This window comes from Skermanella stibiiresistens SB22, from assembly GCF_000576635.1.
Lineage (GTDB): Bacteria > Pseudomonadota > Alphaproteobacteria > Azospirillales > Azospirillaceae > Skermanella > Skermanella stibiiresistens.
Genome location: NZ_AVFL01000030.1, coordinates 1 through 20817, shown reverse-complemented (window position 1 = coordinate 20817; position 20817 = coordinate 1). Strand labels below are relative to the sequence as shown.

The 20817-nt window shown below is 65.7% G+C and carries 22 protein-coding genes; 11 read left to right on the top strand and 11 right to left on the bottom strand.

Features of this window, described 5'->3' with window-relative positions; translation table 11 throughout:
• The first annotated feature begins 64 nt into the window (after positions 1-64).
• The 3 genes from N825_RS28420 to N825_RS28410 all read left to right on the top strand — a co-directional run bounded on the left by N825_RS28420 (position 65) and on the right by N825_RS28410 (position 2486).
• Positions 65-388 (top strand): hypothetical protein, encoded by a 324-nt coding sequence (locus N825_RS28420; protein WP_037459397.1) that lies wholly within the window; start codon positions 65-67, stop codon positions 386-388.
• Positions 389-463: 75 nt separating this feature from the next.
• Positions 464-1651 carry a vWA domain-containing protein gene (locus tag N825_RS28415; protein ID WP_037459395.1) on the top strand — a complete coding sequence of 396 codons (1188 nt, stop codon included), beginning with the start codon at positions 464-466 and terminating at the stop codon, positions 1649-1651.
• Positions 1652-2117: 466 nt separating this feature from the next.
• Positions 2118-2486: a GcrA family cell cycle regulator gene (locus N825_RS28410; protein ID WP_037459387.1), complete on the top strand. Its 369-nt coding sequence runs from the start codon at positions 2118-2120 to the stop codon at positions 2484-2486.
• 199 nt (positions 2487-2685) lie between these two features.
• On the opposite strand, the gene N825_RS28405 is transcribed toward N825_RS28410, so the two are convergent.
• The 4 genes from N825_RS28405 to N825_RS28390 form a co-directional block, all read right to left on the bottom strand.
• Positions 2686-3261 (bottom strand): OmpA family protein, encoded by a 576-nt coding sequence (locus N825_RS28405; RefSeq protein WP_198038931.1) that lies wholly within the window; start codon positions 3259-3261, stop codon positions 2686-2688.
• Between the two features lie 304 nt (positions 3262-3565).
• Positions 3566-3943, bottom strand: a complete 378-nt coding sequence (locus N825_RS28400; RefSeq protein WP_037459386.1) for a Gfo/Idh/MocA family oxidoreductase — start codon at positions 3941-3943, stop codon at positions 3566-3568.
• Between the two features lie 173 nt (positions 3944-4116).
• Positions 4117-5340, bottom strand: coding sequence for an NADP-dependent isocitrate dehydrogenase (locus N825_RS28395; protein ID WP_037459384.1), 1224 nt, complete (start codon positions 5338-5340; stop codon positions 4117-4119).
• A gap of 220 nt (positions 5341-5560) precedes the next feature.
• Positions 5561-6145 (bottom strand): LOG family protein, encoded by a 585-nt coding sequence (locus N825_RS28390; protein WP_037459382.1) that lies wholly within the window; start codon positions 6143-6145, stop codon positions 5561-5563.
• A gap of 301 nt (positions 6146-6446) precedes the next feature.
• On the opposite strand from N825_RS28390, the gene N825_RS28385 reads away from it, so the two are divergent.
• A complete protein-coding gene (locus N825_RS28385; RefSeq protein WP_037459381.1) occupies positions 6447-7598 on the top strand; it encodes a LysM peptidoglycan-binding domain-containing protein in 1152 nt (383 codons plus the stop codon).
• A 24-nt stretch (positions 7599-7622) separates the two neighbouring features.
• On the opposite strand, the gene N825_RS28380 is transcribed toward N825_RS28385, so the two are convergent.
• Complete coding sequence (locus N825_RS28380; protein WP_037459376.1) at positions 7623-8069, bottom strand: hypothetical protein; 447 nt, start codon at positions 8067-8069, stop codon at positions 7623-7625.
• A gap of 175 nt (positions 8070-8244) precedes the next feature.
• Between N825_RS28380 and N825_RS28375 the strand changes: the two genes are divergently transcribed.
• Genes N825_RS28375 through N825_RS28365 form a run of 3 tightly spaced genes read left to right on the top strand, consistent with a single transcriptional unit; the run spans position 8245 to position 10475 of the window.
• The gene (locus N825_RS28375) at positions 8245-8991 is read left to right on the top strand and encodes a phosphatidylserine decarboxylase (RefSeq protein ID WP_281174387.1); all 747 of its coding nucleotides are present in this window, start codon (positions 8245-8247) and stop codon (positions 8989-8991) included.
• Position 8992: 1 nt separating this feature from the next.
• Complete coding sequence (pssA, locus tag N825_RS28370) at positions 8993-9847, top strand: CDP-diacylglycerol--serine O-phosphatidyltransferase (protein ID WP_037459374.1); 855 nt, start codon at positions 8993-8995, stop codon at positions 9845-9847.
• 22 nt (positions 9848-9869) lie between these two features.
• Positions 9870-10475 (top strand): CDP-alcohol phosphatidyltransferase family protein, encoded by a 606-nt coding sequence (locus N825_RS28365; RefSeq protein ID WP_037459373.1) that lies wholly within the window; start codon positions 9870-9872, stop codon positions 10473-10475.
• 13 nt (positions 10476-10488) lie between these two features.
• On the opposite strand, the gene N825_RS28360 is transcribed toward N825_RS28365, so the two are convergent.
• The 4 genes from N825_RS28360 to N825_RS28345 form a co-directional block, all read right to left on the bottom strand.
• Complete coding sequence (locus N825_RS28360; protein WP_037459372.1) at positions 10489-10752, bottom strand: hypothetical protein; 264 nt, start codon at positions 10750-10752, stop codon at positions 10489-10491.
• Positions 10753-10755: 3 nt separating this feature from the next.
• Positions 10756-10998: a hypothetical protein gene (locus tag N825_RS28355; RefSeq protein WP_037459367.1), complete on the bottom strand. Its 243-nt coding sequence runs from the start codon at positions 10996-10998 to the stop codon at positions 10756-10758.
• Between the two features lie 114 nt (positions 10999-11112).
• Positions 11113-11448 (bottom strand): cupin domain-containing protein, encoded by a 336-nt coding sequence (locus N825_RS28350; RefSeq protein WP_037459366.1) that lies wholly within the window; start codon positions 11446-11448, stop codon positions 11113-11115.
• Between the two features lie 81 nt (positions 11449-11529).
• Positions 11530-12441 carry an MBL fold metallo-hydrolase gene (locus tag N825_RS28345; protein WP_037459364.1) on the bottom strand — a complete coding sequence of 304 codons (912 nt, stop codon included), beginning with the start codon at positions 12439-12441 and terminating at the stop codon, positions 11530-11532.
• Between the two features lie 142 nt (positions 12442-12583).
• On the opposite strand from N825_RS28345, the gene N825_RS28340 reads away from it, so the two are divergent.
• On the top strand, positions 12584-15334 hold the full coding sequence (locus tag N825_RS28340) for an ATP-binding protein (protein ID WP_157619594.1): 2751 nt from the start codon (positions 12584-12586) through the stop codon (positions 15332-15334).
• Here N825_RS28340 and N825_RS28335 read toward each other — a convergent pair.
• The gene (locus N825_RS28335; protein WP_198038930.1) at positions 15331-16290 is read right to left on the bottom strand and encodes a crotonase/enoyl-CoA hydratase family protein; all 960 of its coding nucleotides are present in this window, start codon (positions 16288-16290) and stop codon (positions 15331-15333) included. The two genes, N825_RS28340 and N825_RS28335, sit on opposite strands and share 4 nt — an antisense overlap.
• A 349-nt stretch (positions 16291-16639) precedes the next feature.
• Between N825_RS28335 and N825_RS28330 the strand changes: the two genes are divergently transcribed.
• The 3 genes from N825_RS28330 to N825_RS39225 all read left to right on the top strand — a co-directional run bounded on the left by N825_RS28330 (position 16640) and on the right by N825_RS39225 (position 20337).
• Entirely contained in the window at positions 16640-18172 is a 1533-nt protein-coding gene (locus N825_RS28330) for a response regulator (RefSeq protein ID WP_157619593.1), read from the top strand.
• A gap of 152 nt (positions 18173-18324) precedes the next feature.
• Positions 18325-20190, top strand: a complete 1866-nt coding sequence (locus tag N825_RS40945) for a methyl-accepting chemotaxis protein (RefSeq protein ID WP_051513377.1) — start codon at positions 18325-18327, stop codon at positions 20188-20190.
• On the top strand, positions 20191-20337 hold the full coding sequence (locus tag N825_RS39225) for a hypothetical protein (RefSeq protein WP_157619592.1): 147 nt from the start codon (positions 20191-20193) through the stop codon (positions 20335-20337). It begins immediately after the preceding gene.
• Between the two features lie 141 nt (positions 20338-20478).
• Here N825_RS39225 and N825_RS40130 read toward each other — a convergent pair.
• On the bottom strand, positions 20479-20817 hold a 339-nt coding region (locus N825_RS40130; protein ID WP_211098422.1), incomplete at its 5' end, for a hypothetical protein.

Genomic DNA, 20817 nt, shown 5'->3' with positions numbered 1-20817 from the left:
GGTGACCAACACGGGGGTGACGGGTAGTATGTCTCGGAGATCGCTATCGGAAGAAGCCCGCGACATGAAACAGCCCGATGACGCGCTGACCATCCTCCAGCGTTTGGAACCCGCCCTCAGCCGGATCCTTGATGAAATGGCCGGCATGAAGGGCGAAATGACCGGCATGAGGGGTGAGATGACCCGCATGGGCGCCGAACAGACCCGCGTCGCGCAGGTACTGGAAAGGCTCGAGGACCGGATGACGGCCGCCGAGGAACGCGCGAAGCGCTATGACGGCATACTCGACGTCGCGGAACTTCGCGGCCGTGTCGAGGAGATCAGCCGGCGCATGCCGACCAGCCTCGCCTATGTGCCGGCACTGGCCCGCGCCGAAGTGGGGAAATAAGGGCGGAACTCCGTCCCCTATCCATGGCACTATGGCGGCCCTGACGTTTTACCGCGCGCGGCACCCGGACGAGCCATGTTCACCAACTTCTTCTATGAACTGCGCAAGGCGCAGGTTCCGGTCTCCCTCAAGGAATATCTGATGCTGATGCAGGCAATGCGCGAAGGCGTCGCCGAGTACAGCGTCGATGACTTCTATTATCTCTCCCGCACCTGTCTCGTTAAGGACGAACGTAACCTGGATCGGTTCGATCAGGTCTTCGGCCACGTCTTCAAGGGCCTGGAGAACACCGGAGATGGCACCGACCCCGTCACCGCCGAGATCCCCGAGGAGTGGCTGAGGAAGCTCGCCGAGAAGTACCTGACCGAGGAGGAGAAGCGGGAAATCCAGGCGCTGGGCGGTTGGGACAAGCTGATGGAGACCTTGGCGCAACGGTTGGCGGAACAGCAGGGGCGCCATCAAGGCGGCTCCAAGTGGATTGGTACCGCCGGCACCTCGCCGTTCGGCGCCTATGGCTACAATCCCGAGGGTGTCCGCATCGGCCAGGACAAGAGCCGCCATCGCCGCGCCGTCAAGGTTTGGGACAAACGCGAGTTCAAGAACCTGGACGACACGGTCGAGTTGGGCACCCGCAACATCAAGGTGGCGCTCCGCCGGCTGCGCAAGTTCGCCCGCGATGGCGCGGCGGAGGAACTGGACCTTCCCGACACGATCCGCTCGACCGCCCGCAACGCCGGCACGCTCGACCTCAAGATGGTCCGGGAGCGGCACAATAGCGTCAAGGTGCTGCTGTTCCTCGATATCGGCGGTTCGATGGACGATCACATCCGGATCTGCGAGGAGCTGTTCTCGGCCGCGCGAGGCGAGTTCAAGCACCTGGAATACTTCTACTTCCACAACTGCGTCTACGAGGGCGTCTGGCGCGACAACCGCAGGCGCCACACCGAACGCATGTCCACGCTCGACGTGCTGCACACCTATGGGGCGGACTACAAGCTGGTCTTCGTCGGCGACGCCGCCATGAGCCCCTACGAGATCGTCTATCCCGGAGGCAGCGTCGAGCACTGGAACGAGGAGGCGGGGCAAGTCTGGCTTCAGCGCCTGCTGTCCACCTACAACCGCTCCGTCTGGTTCAATCCCGCGCCGGAACGCCACTGGGGCTATACCGAGAGCACCCGGATCCTACAGCGGCTGATGGGCGGACGCATGTATCCCCTGACGCTGGATGGCTTGGACGCGGGGATGCGCGAGCTGAGCCGGTGATTGGGGGCCGGTGATGGATCGGTGGCGTGTCTGGGAGGTCACGGTGTCGAGCTGTTTTGTTTGTCGAAGGTCGGTGGGGGGGGCGGAATTTTTCGGTCGGGTGCCGGCGGAGCGAACCTCGCCTGGGACGAAAACCGGATCGCGGCGATCGGACAGCTTCGCGACTTCTCCTGTATTCCCTTGGAATGATTGGGTAATATGCGCTTCATCAAGTCAATCCGGGACAAGCGGCCAACGCTTTCAACCCTTGGGAAGACTTGACCGCCCCTGGGAAATAAACAAAGGATTTACCACCTTCGCATATAATTGTAACAGCAACCCTCTAGGCATGGGCAAGCTTATCTGGTAGCTTGTTTCCGCGTCGGCACTAGATATAGGTTTTTATGGAAAGCGGCACGCCATATGCGGCCCACCATACTCCTGTCGGCAACAAATAATAGGGACCCGGATGAGTGGAGACGGCACAATGAGTTGGACTGACGAACGGGTGGAACGCCTGAAGCAACTCTGGGGTCAGGGGATGAGCGCGAGCGAGATCGCGGATACCCTTGGTGATGTCACCCGCAACGCCGTGATCGGCAAGGCCCATCGCCTTGGCCTTTCGGGTCGGCCCTCCCCGATCAAGAAGAAGCCGTCACGCGGCGCCACGATCCTCGCCCTGACCGAGCGCATGTGCAAGTGGCCGGTCGGCGATCCCAAGCACGCCGACTTCCACTTCTGCGGCAAGACCGCCCAGCCTGGCATGCCCTATTGCGCCGAGCACGCCGCGATCGCCTACCAGCCCAGTTCGAAGAAGCGCGACGACGACCGCGAACGCAAGGTCGGCGCCGCCTGATCCCACATCCGTGGACCCAACGAAAGCCCGCCGGCCCTGTCGGCGGGCTTTTTTTTGCCCGGCTTCCCGGTTTCAACTTTCGTCATCCGAATCGCGCGGCATTTCGGCAAACAAAAAGGGGCACCGCGAGGTGCCCCTTCCGTGGTCCGCTCATCCCCGTCGGGAAGGAGCGGACCGAAGTCGCTTGAGAACCGCTCGATTATTGGAAGCGGATCTCGGCGCGACGGTTCGACGGCTCACGCACGCCGTCGCCGGTCGCGATCAGCGGCTGGCTCTCGCCGACGCCGCGGGTCGTGATCTGCGTCGACGGGACGCCACGCTGCACCAGGGCCTCACGCACGGCGGTGGCGCGACGCTCCGACAAACGCTGGTTGTAGGCCGGCGAGCCCGAGGTGTCGGTGTGGCCGAGCACGTTCAGGCGGGCGGCGTTGGTCCGGCGGGCATCGGTGACGACCGTGTTCAGGATGTCCTGAGCGGCCGGCGTGATGGCCGACTTGTCGAAGTCGAAGAACACGAAGTACACGGCGTTCGCCAGCGGAGCGGCGGGCGGAACGGCCGCGGCCGGAGCGGCGGCGGCTGCCGGAGGCGGCGGGCAGTCATAGCTTCCGGCGTGGAGAACGGCGGTGTTGTTGGCCGCGATCACGGGCTTGCCGGTGGAGTCGACCACCGTGTTGCACTTTTCCGAGACGCTTTGAGCCAGTACGCTGGCGGGCGCAACGACCGACATCGCCAGGAACGCAAAGACGCCCGAGGCAGCGATTTGATTAAGGCGCACGACCTTCTCCCTTGAGCTGAATTGGTGCATCAACGTAACGCGTACACGCGAGAGTCCAATGCTGAAAACACATACGGCGCGGGCACGGTTCCTATCCGATCCGAAGAACGGAGGCTAGTCCGTAACATCCAGAACGAGGAGTAACCTGCCGAAAACAAACGTTTTCCACAAGCTTCGCGGACAGACCCACAGGATCGGCTCGACCGTACAAACGACACAACAGCGGGGTAATCACGGCTCGCGCCACCCATGCCCCGCCCCATAATCACATAATCGAGCGATAGATCAAATCACTAAACACTGGTTAATAATCCAAGTCACCATGTTTGATCCGTACCAGCTCTCCTTTGGATAGGGAGAGTAGTAGGACGGCGATCAGCTCATGCATGATCACGGTATGGTGATTATCAGAGTCACGCATGTACTGCCGTAATCCATCCCGAACCTTGTGAACACCAGTGACGTCGATGAGTATATCGATATCTTCGCCAAGACGGGCGAGATCCATGAAATCGCCATAGGTCCTGACACCTTTCGACTGTGCCAATACAATGCCTGGAGCCTTGTCATCCAAGTCCGCGATCCCGACAATCTTGACGAAGTCCGCTGAAAGCAGCTGTTCCAGCAGTGGTGCGCCGGTTTCACCTGCCCCGACAATCGCGATTCTGATCTTGTGTGGCATCTTTGCAATTCCTCTGCACGGCGGACACATATATCCCGCCGGTATCACCGCGCGTCCGGCTTACACCATATCGCGAGAACTTGCCTAGATTTACCCGTCAAGCACAAAAAAGCAACCCCGCCCGAACGAATCGGGCGGGGTCGCCTTTGAACGAAGGTCTTGGGGCGAGCGGATCAGGCCGCTTCGGCCATCGCCTTGGTCAGGTTCTCGTCGAGCTTGTCGAGGAACTGCTTGGTCGTCAGCCAAGGCTGTTCCGGACCGATCAGGATCGCGAGATCCTTGGTCATGAAGCCGGCCTCGACCGTGTCGACGCACACCTTCTCCAGGGTCTCGGCGAACCGGGTGACCTCGGGGGTGTTGTCGAACCGGCCACGATAGGCCAAGCCCTGCGTCCAGGCGAAGATGGACGCGATCGGGTTCGTCGAAGTCTCGCGGCCCTTCTGGTGCTCGCGGTAATGGCGGGTCACGGTGCCGTGCGCCGCCTCGGCCTCGACCGTCTTGCCATCGGGGCTCAGCAGCACGGAGGTCATCAGGCCCAGGGAGCCGAAGCCCTGCGCCACGGTGTCGGATTGGACATCGCCGTCGTAGTTCTTGCAGGCCCAGACGAAACCGCCGTCCCACTTCATGACGCTGGCGACCATGTCGTCGATCAGCCGGTGCTCGTAGGTCAGGCCCTGCTTCTTGAACTCCTCCGCGAACTCCGCCTCGAAGACCTCCTCGAACAGGTTCTTGAAGCGGCCGTCATAGACCTTCAGGATCGTGTTCTTGGTCGACAGGTAGACCGGCAGCTTGCGCGACAAGCCATAGTTCATGCAGGCGCGGGCGAAGCCGCGGATGCTTTCGTCCAGATTGTACATGCCCATCGCCACGCCGGCTTCCGGGAACTGGAAGACGTCGTAGGTGACCGGATCGCCGCCGCCATCGGGCGTGAACGTCATGGTCAGCTTGCCGGGGCCGGGAACCTGGAAGTCGGTCGCGCGGTACTGGTCGCCGAACGCGTGGCGGCCGATGATCAGCGGCTTGGTCCAGCCGGGCACCAGACGGGGAACGTTCGAGCAGATGATCGGCTCGCGGAAGACGGTGCCGCCCAGGATGTTGCGGATCGTGCCGTTGGGCGACTTCCACATCTTCTTGAGGTCGAACTCCTTGACGCGCGCCTCGTCCGGGGTGATCGTCGCGCATTTGACGCCGACGCCGTATTGCTGGATGGCGTTCGCCGCGTCTACGGTGACCTGATCCCCGGTCTTGTCGCGGCTCTCCATGCCCAGATCGTAGTATTTCAGCTCGATGTCGAGATAGGGCAGGATCAGCTTCTCTTTGATGAACTGCCAGATGATCCGTGTCATCTCGTCGCCGTCGAGTTCGACGACCGGGTTAGCGACCTTGATCTTTGCCATGTGTGATTCTCCCGGTTGGAGCGGGTAGTGTGTGATTCTTGGGCGCCCTGGATACCGCCGTGGACTGGCGGTTCAGGAGACGTCGCGCGGCGTGCCAGAAGTTTGGACGGCGCGACTTATAGCACCGTCCCCCCGTCATAAGAAGACGCACTTGGCGAGAGCGCGCGCAGGTCGCAGGCGGGCTTCCGGCGGGGAACCCGTCAGGCGCCCGGCGAGGGCGTCAAAGCCACTTGGTCTCGGGATCGATCGTCGGCTCCGGCTGCGCCGACAGGGCCGGCAGCACGTCCTCCACCCGCGTCACGACGGTGAACAGCTTGCGGTGGGCCGGTTGGGCGAAGCCCTCGGCGATCATGTGGTCGAGCAACTCCTCCAGCGGGTTCCAATAGCCGTCGATGTTGACGACGACGACCGGCTTGTCGTGCAGGCGCAGTTGCTTCCACGTCAGGATCTCGAACGTCTCGTCCAGCGTGCCCAGTCCGCCGGGCAGGATCACGAAAGCGTCGGACCGCTCGACCATCATGTTCTTGCGGGTATGCATGCTGTCGACGACCAGCAACTCGGTCAGGCCGGTGTGCTCGACCTCCAGCACCTGGATATGCTCGGGGATGATGCCGACGACCGACCCGCCTGCCGCCAGCGTCGCGTCGGCGACGATTCCCATCAGGCCGACCCTGCCGCCGCCATAGACCAGCTGGTGGCCCTTCCTTCCCAGTTCCGTGCCAAGCTCGTGGGCGGCGTCCTTATAGGTGTCGCTCACCCGGCTGGACGAGCCGCAATAGACGCAAATCGAAAATAGGTCCTTCATTCCATCACCTTTGCGGACCGCGGCGGCCGGGCCGCGACTGGCGGCTGCCACCAACGGTCGATCCGTCCGTGCCGCCAAGCTTCTCACGATGGGGCCCCAACCGCCAGTCCCTCACCGGCGGTCCCGGCCCAACCTTCGATTCCAAGGGACCTCGACACGCCATGGCGGCCAATGACGGGTCATGATTCCGGCTGATGCGATATCGGCTATTGACTTAACTTCTATGCATCCTGATCTAGACCGAATAGAATGCGTGTCGGACGACGGACAGAAGGTTCGGAGAGCGGCAAGCGGGGCAACCGTGAAAAGAGCGCTCATCATAGGTGGCATCGGCGTGGGCCTGCTGGGCGCCGCGACGGGTTTGACGTGGCTCGACCGGAACGACGGTCCGGTGATCGGAGCGGTTTCGTCCGTCGCGACCAGCGCGCGGGAACCGGTGTCACCGCCGGCACCTTCGCAGGCGGCCCAGGTGCCCCTCCAATCGGCTTCCGAATCATCGCTCGCCTCCATCGATCCGCGCGGTGAGACGGCACTGGCCGCCACCGCGCCAGCTCCGGAGCTCAAGGCCGGATCGTCGCCCGGCTTCGATGTCGTCCGTGTCAGTCCGCAGGGTAACGCGGTCATCGCCGGACGGGCCCAGCCGCATTCCACCGTCACGGTCCTTGATGGCGTCAAGGTGATTGGCGAAACCGTCGCCAACCAGCGCGGCGAGTGGGTGCTGCTGCCGGACGAAGCGCTGAAGCCGGGTGGCCGCGAACTCAGCCTATCGGCTCGGGCACCGGCGGCGGCGGAGCCGGTGCGGTCCGACGACGTGGTCGTGCTGGTGCTGCCGGAACCCGCCCACGACCTCGCCGGCCGTCCGTCTCCCGACCGGTCCGGCGCGCTGGCGCTGGCGGTCCCCCGCGACGGGGCGGGCGTCTCGGCGGTGCTTCAGGCGCCGCCGGCGCCGATGCCGGGAACGGGAAGGCGTCCCGACGACCGCGTCGGCATGGCGCCGCCACCACCCGGCGGCGTCACGGTCGACATCGTCGATTATGGGGTGGACGGACAGGTCAACATCGGTGGCCGCGCGCCGGCCCGGTGCCGGGTGCAGGTCTATCTCGACAATATCCTGATCGGCCACGCCATCGCGGCCGCGGACGGCCGCTGGGCGCTGACACCGGACCAGCCCGTGCGGTCCGGCCGCTACGCGCTGCGCGCCGACCAAGTGGCCGAGGACGGGCGGGTGGCGGCGCGCGCCGAGATCCCGTTCCAGATGGCGGAGCACAATCCAATCCTGGCGGCGGGCCAAACCGTGGTGGTGCAGCCGGGACATAGCCTGTGGCGGATCGCGCGCCGGACCTATGGTACAGGCATCCGGTTCAGCCAGATCTACGAGGCCAACCTGGATCAGATCCGCGACCCGGACCTGATCTATCCAGGCCAGATCTTCGGCGTGCCCCGGACCAACTGAACCGGCCCAACTGAACCTGCCGCGTCACAGGTGATCGGCGAGGATTCGCAAGTACGGCCTGACTTCCTGGAGGAACATCAGCGTCTCTTGGACGAGGCCGGTCACGTCGATGTGCTCATCGACCCGCGATTCGCCGATAACCAGGATCTTCTGGCCTTCGTCGATCACGAAGCAGGACCGTTCCAGATGCCGCGAGGCGCGCAGGATCGCCAGCACGTCGCGGCGCGCCCGCGGCGATTGCGCCGTGTAGGGCACCCAGCCGATCTCCGCCCAGATGCGGAACCGGGTGCCAAAGCCGAACTCGGCGCCCAGTGGGGTGGTGGAGATGTGGAACATCAGGTCATCCAGCACGAACCGCTGGTTGGAGGGGGAGGGCGCCGCCGCGATGCCCAGCAGCCCGTCCGAGTTGACGTGGACGGTCCCCAGCCTCAAGGGCAGCGCCGCCTGGGAGACTTCGGCGATTGCCTGCATGTTTCGCGCGCTCCGGAATGGATGGTGTGGACCGCGCGAGGCGCCGTCGCCAGCGGCCACAATCGCGTTTTTCGGCTTAAAATCGGGTAAAGACAGACCGCCGCACGGTTGAAGTGGTTTGCATGTCCGCTCCGGTGCCATAAGTATCGGGGTCCGGCCAACCCGCCACCAGCCCATCCGTCGGCGGCCCACTGGCCGCCGGCCCACTCGCAGGAATCAGCCTTCGACCATGTCCGCACTGCAATCCGTCGTCGTTCCGATCAACCGAGCCGGTTGGCCGTTCATCGCGCTCTTCGCTGCGGCCACCGCCGTCCTGGCCTACATTTCCCAGCCTCTCGGCTGGATCGGGGCGCTGCTGACCGCGTGGTGCGTCTATTTCTTCCGCGATCCCGACCGCGTGGTGCCGACCCGGCCCGGACTGCTGGTCAGCCCGGCCGATGGGACCGTTCAGATGATCGTACCGGCGGTCCCACCGCCCGAATTGGGCATGGGCGAACAGGCGCGCCTGCGGGTCAGCATCTTCCTCAACGTCTTCAACGTCCACGTCAACCGCACCCCGGCGGCTGGCACGGTGGAGGCGGCGGCCTACCACAAGGGCAAGTTCCTCAACGCGGCGCTGGACAAGGCGAGCGAGGAGAACGAGCGGATGGCGATCCGGCTGCGGCTGGAGGATGGACGGGAGATCGCCTTCGTCCAGATCGCCGGCCTCGTCGCGCGGCGCATCATCTGCCATCTCAAGCCCGGCCAGACGGTGACCGCGGGCGAACGCTATGGCCTGATCCGCTTCGGCAGCCGGACCGACATCTACCTGCCCGACGGCGTCCAGCCCAAGGTGATCGTCGGCCAGACCACGATCGGGGGAGAGACGATCATCGCCGACCTCGAGTCGACCGAACCGGCCCGGCTAGGGGAGGTCCGCTGACATGAACACGCGCGCCGAACGCCTCCGCCGCCGCGGCAACCGTCCGCCCCGCCTGCGCGGCCTGTCGATCAACAGGCTGCTGCCCAACATGCTGACCATGCTGGCGCTGTGCGCCGGCGTCACCGCCATGCGCTTCGCGATCCAGGGACGGTTCGAGGCGGCGGTATTCTCGGTGATGATCGCCGCCGTGTTCGACGCGCTGGACGGCAGGATCGCCCGCCTGCTGAACGGTCAGAGCCGGTTCGGCGAGGAGTTGGATAGCCTGTCCGATGTCGTCAGCTTCGGCGTCGCCCCCGCCATCACGCTCTATCTCTGGGTGCTGGCCGGCGCCGGGACGCCGGGTTGGCTGGCCGTGCTGACGTTCAGCGTCTGCGCCGCCCTGCGGCTGGCCCGGTTCAACAGCAAGCTTGGCGACAGCGACCTGCCGCCCTACGCCTACAACTACTTCACGGGCGTGCCGGCCCCCGCCGCCGCTGGTCTGGTGCTGTTGCCGCTGGTGATCTCGTTCGAGGCGGGGCCGACGGTGTTCGGCCATCCGTTTTTCGTGGGGCTATGGGCGGTGGTGATCGCGCTGCTGATGGTCAGCCAATGGCCGACCTTCTCGTTCAAGGGCATCCGGGTTCCGCAGAAATACGTCATCCCGCTGCTCGCCGCCGTCGGCATCATCGCGGCGATGCTGGTCAGCACTCCCTGGCTGACCTTGGCGATGATCGGCATCGCCTATCTGATCAGCCTGCCGTTCAGCTTCCGACAGTACCGCCGCCTGCGGCATGAGGCGGAACTGCTGCACGCGGAGGCCCAAGGCGGGACGGGGCGGGAGCCCGACCGGGAGTCGGGCGATCCCATCCTTCCCTGATCGCCATCCCTGATCGACAGCCATGCTCGACGCCCGCCTGCGCCCGCTGATCGATCCGCCGCTCAACCGGATCGGCGCCGCGCTGGCCCGGCGTGGCGTCGGCGCGGATGCCGTGACGCTGGCGGGTTTCCTGGTCGGCGCCGCGTCCTTTCCCGCCCTGGCGCTGGGGGCATATGGCACCGCCCTGGTCCTGATCCTGCTGAACCGGGTCATGGACGGCCTGGATGGCGCCGTGGCGCGGCACGCGGGTGCCACCGACTTCGGTGGATACCTGGATATCGTCTGCGATTTCCTGTTCTACTCGGGCGTGGTCTTCTTCGTCGCGGTGGGACGGCCGGAGGACGCGTTGCCGGCCGCGTTCCTGATCTTCAGCTTCGTCGGCACCGGCTCGTCGTTCCTCGCCTACGCGATCATGGCCGCCAAACGTGGCATCACCACCGAGATCCGGGGAGCCAAGTCATTGTATTACCTTGGCGGGATCACCGAAGGCGCCGAAACCATTGCCCTGTTCGTCGTGATCTGCCTATTCCCCACCGCCTTCGCGCCCCTGGCTTGGGTCTTCGGCGCACTATGCTGGCTGACCACCGCCGCACGCGTCGCGGCGGCGTCCCGGACATTCGGGACCTGATCGGATCAAGGCATCAGCCGGCGACGCAGGTATAGGCCGACACCTTGCTGTTCCGGGACTCGTTCTCGTACCGCTCGACCACCGAGGCGCCACGGCCCCACTGCCGGCAGATGCCCTCGGCCTCGGTGTCGATCGCCAGATCGGATCGGCCATCGGCCGGATGAGTGATCGTCACGGCCGCCGGCAGGCGCACCGGTTGATCGGGGGTGGAGCAGGCGGATAGGGCCAAGGGCAAGGCCAGGATCACGGGCAGGGCGGTAGCCAATCGGTTGGCCATGGGTCAGGCCCCTTCGCCGAACGACTCGCCGGCGACCTCGACCAGATCGCCCCGCCGCTCCAAGGCGTCGACCACTTCCCGCCAGTGCTGGCCGGCGCCGAGATCCAGCGTCACGGTCGTCAGACCGTCCTCGCCGGAATGGCTGCCGGTCGCGCCGACCTGTCCGAAGCGTTCGCCGATGTCCTTTAGGACGGAACCTTCGAGCCCTTCGTCGCGCTCGCCCTCATAACTGTAGATGATCCTCATCACCCTCTCTCCCGATCTTGTCTCCGGTGCGCTCCGGTAAACGCCTCAGGAGCCGATTCGGCCGCTATTCGCGAGATGGACCCCGGCCCCTATTCGCGAGATGGACCCCGGCCCCTATTCGCGGCCATGGACCTCGGCCGGCGGACTGGTCGCCTCGACTGCCGTGAAGGCTTCCAAGATCTTGTAGGTGTGGCTGGCGCCTTTCGGGACGACCCAGCTGTCACCGGCCTCCAGCTTGACCATTTGGCCCTCGATGTGGAGTTCGGCGCTGCCGGACACGACATAGCCGACGGTCTCGTACTCGCGGGTGGTCGCCGGCTTGGCGTCGGCGGGCTGTTCATCCTGCCAGAGGCGCATCGACAGGCTTTTGCCGGATGCCAGATATTTCTGACCCTGTTCCCCTTTGGGCGAGTGGGCGGAGGCGACTTTCGTCACGGTGGTGTCGGCCATGGGATTCTCCTGGGGTGTTACCGGTCGAGCCGGTCAACCTTGATCGTCTCCCCCAACATGACCCGCCCGATGTGGTTCCCCTCACCCGACCGTGACGCGGTCGAAGTCGGCGGCGACGTGGACATTGCCGAACCCGGCCCTGGCCTCCCGTTCCACCGCGCCCGCCGGATAGCGGGGGGATTGGTGGTTCAGCCATAGCTCGCCGACACCGGCGTCCCGGGCCAGCGCGGTCGCTTGGCCCACCGTCAGGTGGCTGCGCGCCTTGGCCTTGTCGCGGTCCTGGTCCAGGAAGGTCGCCTCGATCACCAGCAGGTCGACGCCCCTTACGTGTTCCAGCAGGTCGTCGGTGCTCTCGGTGTCGCCGACCACCGCCACCCTGCGGCCGATCCGCTCGGACCCCATCACCTCCTCTGGCTCGACCCGCCTGCCGTCCGGCAGGGTGACCGCCTCACCATGGGCCAGCCGGCCACGCTCCCCACCGGCCGGTACGCCCAGCGCGTCGAGTCGTTCGGCGATCAGATGCCTGCGCGGCGTCTCCTCGAACAGGAAGCCGAAACAGTCGGGCGCGGCATGCCGGACCGGAAAAGCCGAAACGGTCAGTTCCGGTCCCGTGACGAACGGTCCGGGCGCCAGCTCGCGCCACTCCAGCGCCAAACGCGGTGAGGCGTCTGGCCACACGACATCCTCCAGCAGCCGGCGGGCCAGCCGCAAGGGGGCGGGGCCAGCGTGGATCGCCAGCCGCTCGGTGGCGCGCCATAGGTTCAGCGTGCCGGCCAGACCACCCAATCCCAGCAGGTGGTCCAGATGCCCGTGGGTCAGCAGGATGGTGTCCAGCCGTCGGAATCCCAGCCCGCTCGCCATCAACTGGCGTTGGGTGCCTTCGCCGCAATCGATCATGAAACGCTGCCGGCCGTGTTCCACCAGTAGGGAGGAGAGGCCGCGGCTGGTGGAGGGAACGCTGGCCGCGGTGCCCAGGAATGTGATCTCGAACATGGCGGCAAGTTTAGCATACCCCGCGCGCGGTTGCGCCGGTCCCGCCGCTCCCCCACAATCACGGCGGTCACGAGCAACGGTGACGGGACGGTCGCGCCGACATCCTTCGCGGATGACGCGGCCGGAAAGACGACGGAGGACGGTGATTCATTCCTGGTGCGTGATCCTGCTGATCTGCGCGGTGTTCGGCATCGGTGGATTCGAATTCGTGCTGAGGGAGGCTGGGTTGTGGTCCTCGGCCCCGCTCGAGGGCGCCGGCCTGGTCACGACACTGGTGGCGCCGCCGGCCTTGGCTGGCTTGTTGGCTTTCCGGATGCGGCTCGCCGGGATGCGCCGTCTGCTGGCCGCGCGTTCCGACAGCGAGCACGAGCAGATCGTCATCCGAATCCTGCTGGTCAGCCTGATCCTGGCCTATGTCCTGTCCCTGATCCTGGCGGGCGGCGCCGCCGACCATCTGGTGTGGTCGGTCCTGATCCTGCCGACGGTGTTCGCGGGGGCTTGGCTGCTGCTGGTCCACCTGTTGCTGGAACCGGCGCCCTCCGTGCCGCGCCGGCTGGTCGGCAACCTGCTCGACATGACGATGGTCAGCGCTTTCCTCCAGATCGGCGGCGACATCGCGGCGCCCTGGTACCTGATCTACCTGTGGGTCACCTTCGGCAATGGCTTCCGGTATGGCCCCCGCTTCCTGATGTCGTCGGCGGTGCTGGGCGCCATCGGCTTCGCCTGGGTCATCCACGTCACGCCGTTCTGGCTCGAGATTCCCCATGTCTCCTATGGATTGCTGGCGGCGCTGGTGGTCCTGCCGGCCTATGTCGCCCGCCTGATCCGCCAGCTGACCGAGGCCAAGGTCCAGGCCGAGGCTGCCAACCGGGCCAAGGGCCGCTTCCTGGCGACCGTCAGCCACGAGCTTCGGACGCCGCTGACCGCGATCATCGGCATGGGCGACATGATGATGAACACCCGGCTGGACGGCGAGCAGCGGGAGATGGGCGCCACCATCAACGCGTCGGCCAAGCAACTGCTGTCGCTGATCACCGATGTGCTGGACTTCTCGCAACTGGAGGAAGCCAAGCTCGCCATCGATACCGGTCCGTTCGATCTCCACCGCGTGCTGCACGACACGCGGCTGATGCTGCGCGGGCAGGCCAGGGCGAAGCGGCTGACATTGCGCCTGGCGATCGACTCGGCCGTGCCGCGCCGGGTGATCGGCGATGATCGGCGGCTCCAGCAGGCGCTGACCAACCTGCTCGCCAACGCCGTCAAGTTCACCGAGGACGGCGATGTCACCCTGTCGGTGCGGATGATCAAGGGCGCTCCGGAGCGGGTGGGGGGCCGGGTGGTGCTGGAATTCCGGGTCAGCGACACCGGCATCGGCATCGCCCCCCAGCATTTGGACCGCATCTTCGACCGTTTCACGCAGGCCGAGGACGACATCAACCGGCGCTATGGCGGCACGGGTCTGGGGCTGGCGATCTCGCGCCAATTGATCGAGTTGATGGGCGGCACCATCAGCGTGGCGAGCGAGCTTCATCGGGGTAGCGAGTTCTGGATCACGCTGCCCCTGAACCTGCCTTCCAACCTGGATGGGGCGGAGAGCCCGGTCCGCGCGGCGGCGAGCCTGCCCGTGACGGCGCTGCCGGTGACGGTCGGCGCTCCCGCTCGGGTCACCGCCATCAGGGCCGCCCTCGATTCGGACAGGGGCGGACCGACCGTCGGGGAGACCGGCGGGGAGACCGGCGGCATCACCGATTCGCTGGATGCCGACGCCCTGCTGTCCACGGCGCTCCGCGCGGGCGAAGGCTCTCCCGTCCTGCTGATCCCCGTCGACGCGCTGGACGACCAGACCAACGCCCTGGAAGCTTGGCTGGAAAGCGGCGAGGGGGTGGAGCGCGCCGTCGTGGTGCTGGTGGGAGCCCCGCCGATGGAGGCGGTGCGCCGAGCCCGGGGATGGCGCGCGGAGCTGGTGCTGAGCTGTTCCGACGAGGGCGGGCAGGTGGCGAAGGCGCTGGAGGTCGCGGGGGGATTGGCCGTTATCGCGGCGGGAGCCGCCAATCCCTCGATCCCTCTGGAGCGCCTTGGCCGGCGCTGCCGCATCCTGGTCGCCGAGGACAACGCGATCAACCGGCGGGTGATCGAGAAGATCCTGCAACGGGCCGGACACGACGCCATCTTCGCGTCCGATGGCGACGAGGCGCTCGACCTGCTCGACCGCACCCGATTCGACATCGTGCTGATGGACATGAACATGCCGGCGGTCAGCGGCCTGGATGTCGCCCGAATGTACCGCTTCACCCATACCGACCGGCCGCATCTCCCGATCGTGGCCTTGACGGCGGAAGCGACCGAAGCGGCGCGGCGTCAGTGCGCCGAGGCTGGGATGGACGCCTTCCTGACCAAGCCGGTCGACCCCCAGGCGCTGTTCTCGACCATCGCGCGCCTGGTCGACGCCCATTCGGAACCGGCCGGATCAACCCCGGCGGTTTCTGCCGCGGCCGATCTCCCGCCGCTGGGACCCGTGCTCCCGTCGCTCTCGGATCAAGGCCCCGGCTTCGATGAGCCGAGCATCGACGTGACGGCGCTCGACCGCCTGCGCTCGGTCGATGACGATCCGGCGTTCCTGTCCCAAATCGCCGACGAGTTCGTGCGCGACGCCGAGGAGTTGCTGGGCGAGTTGGAGCACGCCTGGGCGTGCGGCGACCTTCACGCCTTCAAGGACCACGCCCATTCGCTGCGCAGCAGCGCCTCCTATGTCGGTGCCGCGCCCATGGTGCGGATGCTGCTGTCGTGCCGGGATCTGTCGCGGGAGAACCTGACCGACCAGGGATACCGGCGCGTCCGCGATATCCAGGCGGAGTTCGTCCGGGTCCGCGCCAGCCTGAGGGAATTGGCCTAATCGCCGACGGCACCCAGCCGCAAGTCGTCGCCGCCGCCGGTGCGGGCGCGGCGGCGGTCCTGGGCGGCCACCAGCCGCTCCATCATCTTCAAGTCCGAGGCGCCGAGGGTCAGGGCGGTGTCGACCCACAGGTCGGTGATGTCGTTGAGATCCCGCAAGGTGATCGGGTTGACCCGCTGGCGGGCTTGGTAGATGGCGCGGTGGGCGGCGTGGCGGCGGCCGTTCTTGCGGACATAGTCGAGCAGCGCCTCCTCGCCCTCGCCATCCTCCGCCAGCACGTCCACGATGCCCATGTCGAACAGCTCGGCCCCCGTGTGGACCCGGCCGCTCATGATCAGCTTCTCGGCGATGGCGGCGCTGCTGCGGCGGGCCAGGAAGTTGTAGGCGCCCATGCCGGGGAACAGGTTGAACATCACCTCGGGTAGGCCGAACTTGGCGCTCCGCTCGGCCACGATCACATTGCTGGACAGCGCCGCCTCGAAGCCCCCGCCGAGCGCGTCGCCCTGGACCAGGGACATGGTTATGACCGGGAGGTCGAGCGCCATCGAGTTGGCGTGGATCTCGGCGACGCAGGCGCGGGCGTAGGTCGTCAGGGCGTCGCGGTCGCGGCGGCGGATCAGTTCCGCGAACAGCCCGAGATCGCCACCCAGGTTGAAGACGCCCGGCATCCTGGAGCCCAGCACCACGTATTTGACCTGCGGCTCGGTCGCCTCGCCGCGCGACGCCAGCATCTGGCGGACCCGCCGCAGTTCCTGGAGAACGCCGGGCGTGAAGCTCGGGCGGTCGCTGAAGCGGAAACGGCACCAGAAAACCCCGTTCCCTGCGTCGAAGTCGATGTCCAGTTCCCGGAACTGCCGGTCCAGATGCAGCGGAGCCTGTCTCGGTTGCTCCGGCACGACCGCGGTCTTTTCAATCATAACCGAGTTGAGAAGCTGGCCGCTGATCCGCTCAAGCATGACTTTCTCCATCACTTCATAGAATGCAATGTAACAGCCGGATATGATGCCCAAGTGCCAATGTCTTCGCGGGCGCTCGCTCACCCAATATTTGGTGGTACTCCCCTAAGAAACAGTTAATCGTATCTATCGGGTCTAAAGCGGGCTTTGATTTATTGGTGGGGGGGATCTAGATTTACCTCCGTAAGGATTGCCTCGAAACTCGTATCTACGTTCGATAAAGTTTTACGGAGCAAGGATGAACCTGACCTGTGCGTGAGTCGTTCCCCCCATCTCCTTTTGAGGGTTGCCCTGATATGCGAGCGCCCAATGCCATCTGGTCCGAGATCTTGAGGGGACAGTCTTAACGGTGAGTTTCTTAAGGGTTTCCGTATCCGAAACCGGGGTCGCGATCATGGGTGCCGAGGTCTTCATCATCGACGACCGGAGCGTCAATCGGAAGATCCTGACCAAGTTCGCGTCCTCGGTTGGCGACGACATCACCGTGTCCGCCTTTCCCAACCCGGTCGAGGCGCTCGAGGCTTGTTCGCGCACGGTGCCGGATCTCGTCATCACCGATTTCAAGATGCCGTTGATGGATGGCGCCGGCTTCATCCGCGAACTGCGGCGGCAGGCCAGCACCGCCGATGTCCCGGTCATCGTGGTGACGGCCTACGAGGACCACGAGATCCGGCGCGAGGCGTTGGAGGCGGGGGCGACCGACTTCATCCTCAGCCCGGTCGATCCGTGGGAGTTCCAGACCCGCGCCCGCAATCTGCTGAGGTTGCGCGCCCAGCAAGTGGTGATCCACCGCCAGACCGTGCGCGAGAGCGAGGAGCGCTTCCGCCTGCTGGTGGAGGGGGTGCGCGACTACGCCATCGTGATGCTCGATCCGGCCGGTCTGGTGACCAGCTGGAACGCCGGGGCGGAACGGCTGCTGGGGTATTGCGAATCGGAGATCCTGGGGGAGCCCGCCGGCTTGCTCGATCCGGCCGCGGCGACCGGCGCCGACGGTTCCGATCCCGCTCCCGCCGCGATGGGCGCCGGAGGGGGCGCCGGGGTGGGCGCAATGCTGGCCTCGGCCGCCGCCGACGGCAGCGTCCATGGCGAGCACGTCCGCGTCCGCAAGGATGGGTCCCGCTTCCAAGCGGATATCCTGGTCACGGCGATGCGCGACGACGCCGGGGGACTCGCGGGTTTCTCCATGGTCACCCACGACATCACGACCCGCCGCGACATGGAGGCGGCGCTGCGCGACGCGCTGGCGGAGAGCCAGATCCTGCTCCGCGAGCTGCACCACCGCGTCCGCAACAATCTGCAGGTCATCAGCACCGTCCTGTATCTGCAAACCCTGAGCATGCCGGACGACGATCTCAAGCATGGCTTCCGCAGGACGCAGCAGAGGATCGACGGCCTGGGCCTGCTGTTCCGGAATTTGCTGGGGCCGCGACGGATCACCAGCGTCAGGTTCGACGGCTATCTGGTGGATCTCTGCACCAGTCTGGTCCCGAATTTCGACGCGGCCCGGCAACTCCTGCGGGGGGCCGACATCGGATCACTGGCGCTCGAACTGGATTTGGCCGGTCCGCTGGGGCTCCTGATCGGCGAGATCCTGTTCACCGCCGCGGATGACGCCGTACCCAAGGGTGGCCAGACCGAGGGTGGGGCCGATGGCGGTCTCACCGTTCGGATCACCCACGAATCGGGTGGACTGACGCTGGATTTCGAGTTCGACCGCGATCCGGCCACCGGGCCGCCGCGCGTCGGAGGCCGCTATGGCTTGGGTCCAGCCGTCATGGCGGCTTTGGCCGACCAGCTCGAGGCCCGCATCGGATTGGGCGAACGGGATGGCCGCGCCCGTATCTCGCTGACGGTGCCTTCCAGCCTGTTCGAGGCCGCCTGACGCCCAACCCGGGAGTTCAACCCGAGACAGCTTGATTTAGATCAAATGTCATATATTCGTGTTCGTGTATAAGGATGTCCTGATAGCGAAGGGGACAACCAAATGGCGAACCGTGCGGGAAGGACGACGCGGCCCCGACCGGGCGCGAACGGATGTTTGGTGAGGACGAGATCATCGTCAGCAAGACCGACCTCAAGGGCCGGATCACCTATGCCAACTCCGTCTTCCTGAGGATCGCCGGCTACACGGAGGAGGAGGTGCTGGGCCAGCCCCACAGCATGATCCGCCATCCGGCGATGCCGCGCGCGGTGTTCAAGCTGCTATGGGACGCCATCTCCAGCGGTCGCGAGATCTTCGCCTACGTCAAGAACCTGGCCCATGATGGCGACCATTATTGGGTCTTCGCCCATGTCACGCCCAGCTTCGACCGGTCCGGCGCCATCACCGGCTATCATTCGTTCCGGCGCTGGGCGAGGCGCGACGCCATCGCGGCGGTGGAGACGCTTTACGACCGCATGCTCGAGGTCGAGACCGCGGCGGGCAGCCGCCAGGACGGCATGGCGGCATCCACCGCGATGCTTCACGAGGTGCTGGAGCGCAAGGGGTGCGACTATGACGCGTTCATCCTCTCTCTCTCTAGGATCAGGCGACTGGCCGTCCTCGCCGCGGTGGCCGGGGTGGCGTCGATGTTGGTCTCGGCGCTGGCCCCGGCGCTGGTCGACGCTCCGCCGGCATGGTGGATCGTGCCGCCGGCCTTGGCGACCCTGGGCGCCGCCTTCGGCATCCTCCTGATGGTGGGCAGGATCCAGCGGGCGATCCATCAGGCGGACGCGGTGTGCGCGGAGGCGGCGGCCGGCAACTACGATCACCGGATCACCGGGATCGCGGAGGGCGGTGACCTCCGCCAGTTGTTCACCAGGGTCAACGACGTGCTGGATCTGGCCGACTGCTTCAGCCGGGAGGTCGGGGCCGCGATGGATCACGCCAGCCGCAAGCTCTATTACCGCAAGGTCACCTTGACCGGCTTGAAGGGCTGCTATCGCGCCGTGGCCGAGGTGATCAACCGCTCGGTCGGCGACATGACGGAGCGTGACCGCATCCTGGGCGAGGTCGAGCACGAGATCACCAGCTTGGTCGAGGCGGCGTCCCATGGCGACTTCGGCCGCCGGCTGGAGGTCACCGACGGGGCGATGGGCCTGCTGTGTGGCGGCATCAACGACCTGACCGCGACCGTCAGCACCAGTCTGGCGGCGATCGACGGTGTCCTGTCGGCGATCTCCCGCGGTGATCTGGAACGCAGGATCGAGGACGACTTCGAAGGCGTCTTCGCCACGATCAAGACCAACACCAATCGCATGGCCGAGCGCCTGGGCCGGATCGTCGCGGAGATCGACGCCGCCGCCGACAGCATAGGCGGGACCGCCGGGGAGATCGCCGACGGCAGCCGCGATCTGGCCGGCAGCGCCGAATTACAGGCGGAGCACCTGGAGCGCACCGCCACGGCCATGCGCGACCTCACGGCATCGGTGCGGGGCAACGCCGAGAGTGCCGTCGAGGTCTCCCGCTCGGTCGAGGAGGCGCGGAGCCTCGCCAACTCCGCGGGGCAGGTGGCCGAGGACGCCGTCAGCGCCATGCACAGGATCGAACGGTCGTCCCAGCGGGCGGCCGAGATCATCGGGCTGATGGACGAGATCGCCTTCCAGACCAACCTGCTCGCCCTCAACGCCGCCGTCGAGGCCGCGAGGGCCGGCGAGGAGGGCAGGGGCTTCGCCGTGGTCGCGGCGGAGGTCCGCATGCTGGCCCGCAGGGCGGGGGAGGCGTCGGGCGACATCAAGCGGCTGCTGAAGGAGAGTGGCGGCCATGTGGTCAGTGGGGTCGATCTGGTGACCGCCGCCGTCAAGGCGCTGGACGCGATCGCCGCATCCGTCACGGTGGTCGCCGATCGCGCCATCACCATCGTCAACGCCACGCGGGAACAGGCCACCCGGCTGGAGCAGATCCACGGCGCGGTCGCCTAGATGGACACGATGACGCAGAGCAACGCCGATCTGGCCATCCAAAGCGCCGAGGCCGCGCGGACATTGACCGGGCAGGCCGGGCATTTGAACGAGTTGATGGATTTCTTCAGGCGTGACGGCGGATCGGCGGAAAAGCGGATGGGATGATTTTTGATCTGGACACGGCCACGGAACCCCCATATAAGGCGCCTCCCACACGGAGCCGGGCGGTTCACGGACAGCCCGGAAGCAGTAAACTCCAAATGGGACGCTTGTGCAGGTCGAGTAATCGATTGCCAAAGAACAAGATCAGGCAGCATTGCTCAACTTGTTTTCGGCGGCGAAAACTACTAAATCAACACAAGTTCTTCGTTTAGCCCTTGGGTCGAACGGAACTACTGAAAAAAGTTCGCTGAACGGGTTGACGAAGCTCGAACGGCCTGCTAGATAGAAGGTACGAAACGCGGACGACGCTTCGCGGTTCAATATCTTCCCGGATGACACGGTGAGCTTCGGCCCAAGGGTTTTGGGACGGCTCGCGGTTGGTGTCTGGAGTGATTGAAAATGCCGCTTCGGCGGTCGCGATCCCCGATGGATCGCCCGGATCTTTGACAAGTTGATCGATAGAGAGAAGGGATGCGCAGGCGG